We start from the raw sequence: 2,168 nt of genomic DNA on the forward strand, positions 1-2,168 counted from the left end.
GTCGCCGCACTGACGCAGCTATCGATACAGAGCCGATGGCCCAGGTTTATCGCCGCGTAACCCACGGACGGGCAAATGTGCGCCTTGGCCGCCTCGACCCGCGGCCGCCCTACAGTCCCAACAGTTTCTCGGCGTTGAGGTGGCTGATGCGGGCCCGCTCGTCGTCGGTGAGCGGCAAGCCTTCGAGGAAGGCGTGGGCGGCGACCATCGATCCGAACGGGTAGTCGGCGGAGAAGGCCACCCGTTCGATCCCCACCTGCGCGACCAGGTTCGCGTACGTCGCGTGGTCGTTGAAGTTGGCGAACGTGTAGGTGAGGTTCTCCCGCAGATAGCGGCTGATGGGGTGTTGCAGACCGGTCAGCTCGGGTTTCAGCGTGACGTCGAAGCGGGGCAGCATGAACGACATCGCCTCGCTCATGTGCCCGATGATCATCTGCAGCGACGGGTGCCGGTCGAATACGCCACCGAGGATGATGCGCAGCACGTGGGTGGCGGTATTGATGTGCCAGCCCCAGCCCACCGTGGCCAGCGCGAAGGTGACCGGCTCGGCGAAGCCGGCGTAACTGGATTCGATGACGCCCGCCGGCGGGATGGTCGGATGCAGGTAGATGGGCACTTGCAGGGCGGCCGCGCGAGCCAGTACGGGCTCGAAAAATGGGTCGTCCAAATAGCGGCCGCGGCTGTGTCCGTTGATCAGCGCGCCGGAGAAGCCGAGCTGGCGTATCGCCCGTTCGAGTTCGTCGGCCGCCTGTTCGGGGGCACTGATGGGCAGCGTGGCGAACCCCGCCAACCGGTCCGGGTACCGCTGCACGGCGGCCGCGAGCTCGTCGTTGCAGTCGCGGGCCAGCCGGACCGCATCATCTGGATCCAGTTGCTCGACTCCGGGCGCGGCCAACGACAGCACCGCCAGGTCGACGCCCGCCTCGTCCATCGCCGCGATGCGGCCGTCGCCGAGGTCGCTGGCCGGTTCCACGATGCCGGGCCGCGACGCCAGCCAGCTGCCCGCGCTGCGCAGGAATTCGGTTGTGGCGTAATGCTCTTCGAGGGCGATGACACGCATCTGAGCTATCCTTCGAGGACTCGGGCGGCCGCGGTCCAATACGGCAACTGGTCGCGGTTGGCGGCCAGCCGGATGGTTTTGGTGTAGCCGTACTCGGCCAGCGTTTCCTGCGCGTGTTCGCGCCCGAACCCGCTGTGACCCACCCCGCCGAATCCGCTGCCGATGACCACTCGGGCGTAGTTGTTGACGAAGACGGCCCCGGCCCGGATCCGCCGGCTCACCCGTAGCGCGCGGTCGCCGTCGGCGGTGAACACCGCGGCGACCAGCCCGTATGGCGTGTCGTTGGCGATCCGTACTGCCTCGGCCTCGTCGGTGAACCGGATCAGGGCGACGACCGGGCCGAAGATCTCTTCCCGGGCCACCCGCATGCCCGGCGTGACGCCGGTCAGCACGGTCGGTGCGACGTAGTAACCGCCCACCAACCGGGGATCCTGCGGGAGCGGCGCCTGGGCGGCGATGCGGGCGCCTTCGGCGACGCCGATGTCGAGATAGTCCAGGACCTGCTTCTGTTGCGCCCGGGTGACCAGCGGGCCCACGTCGGTGGCCGGGTCGGCGCCGTCGCCCACCCGCAGCCGGCGCACCGCGGCGCACAGCTTCTCCTCGAACTCGGCATAGATGTTGTCCTGCACCAGGATTCGCGACGCGGCCGTGCACGCCTCGCCCTGGTTGAAAAAGCCGCCGTCCACCGCGGCCAACAGCGCCTCGTGCAGAACGGCGTCGTCGAAGACCAGCAGCGGGTTCTTGCCGCCCAACTCCATCAGCGCCGGCGTGAGGTTGCCGGCCGCGGTGCGCAGCACCGCCGAACCGGTGAGTGGCGATCCGGTGAAGGAGATCTTGCCCACCAGTTCATGCTCGGCCAGCGCGGCGCCCACCTCGCCGCCGCCGGGCACGGCGTGCACCACCGGGTTGGGCAGCACCGACTGGATCAGTTCCACCAGTCGCAGCACCACTGAAGGGGTCTGCTCCGGGGGTTTGAGGACGACGGCGTTGCCGACCGCCAGCGCCGGTGCGACCTTGCCGGCGGTGTGGATCGGCGGCCAGTTGAAGGGCACGATGCCGGCGATCACGCCGTAGGGCTCCAGCGTGGTCACGTCGAAAACCAGTCCGT

The 2,168-nt window shown here is 68.7% G+C and carries 2 protein-coding genes; both read right to left on the minus strand.

Annotation, left to right across the window (positions count from 1 at the left end; genetic code table 11):
• Nucleotides 1-109: 109 nt before the first annotated feature.
• Nucleotides 110-1,060 carry an amidohydrolase family protein gene (locus tag A5625_RS11290; protein WP_066993058.1) on the minus strand — a complete coding sequence of 317 codons (951 nt, stop codon included), beginning with the start codon at nt 1,058-1,060 and terminating at the stop codon, nt 110-112.
• 5 nt (nt 1,061-1,065) lie between these two features.
• Nucleotides 1,066-2,168 (minus strand): aldehyde dehydrogenase (locus A5625_RS11295; RefSeq protein WP_066993060.1); only part of this gene is annotated, 1,103 nt, incomplete at its 5' end.

Source organism: Mycobacterium sp. 1465703.0 (assembly GCF_001672975.1).
GTDB lineage: Bacteria > Actinomycetota > Actinomycetes > Mycobacteriales > Mycobacteriaceae > Mycobacterium.

Coding starts and splice junctions, on each gene's coding strand:
- A5625_RS11290 (WP_066993058.1), bottom strand. CDS start 1,060: ATGCGTGTCATCGCCCTCGAAGAGCATTACGCCACAACCGAATTCCTG.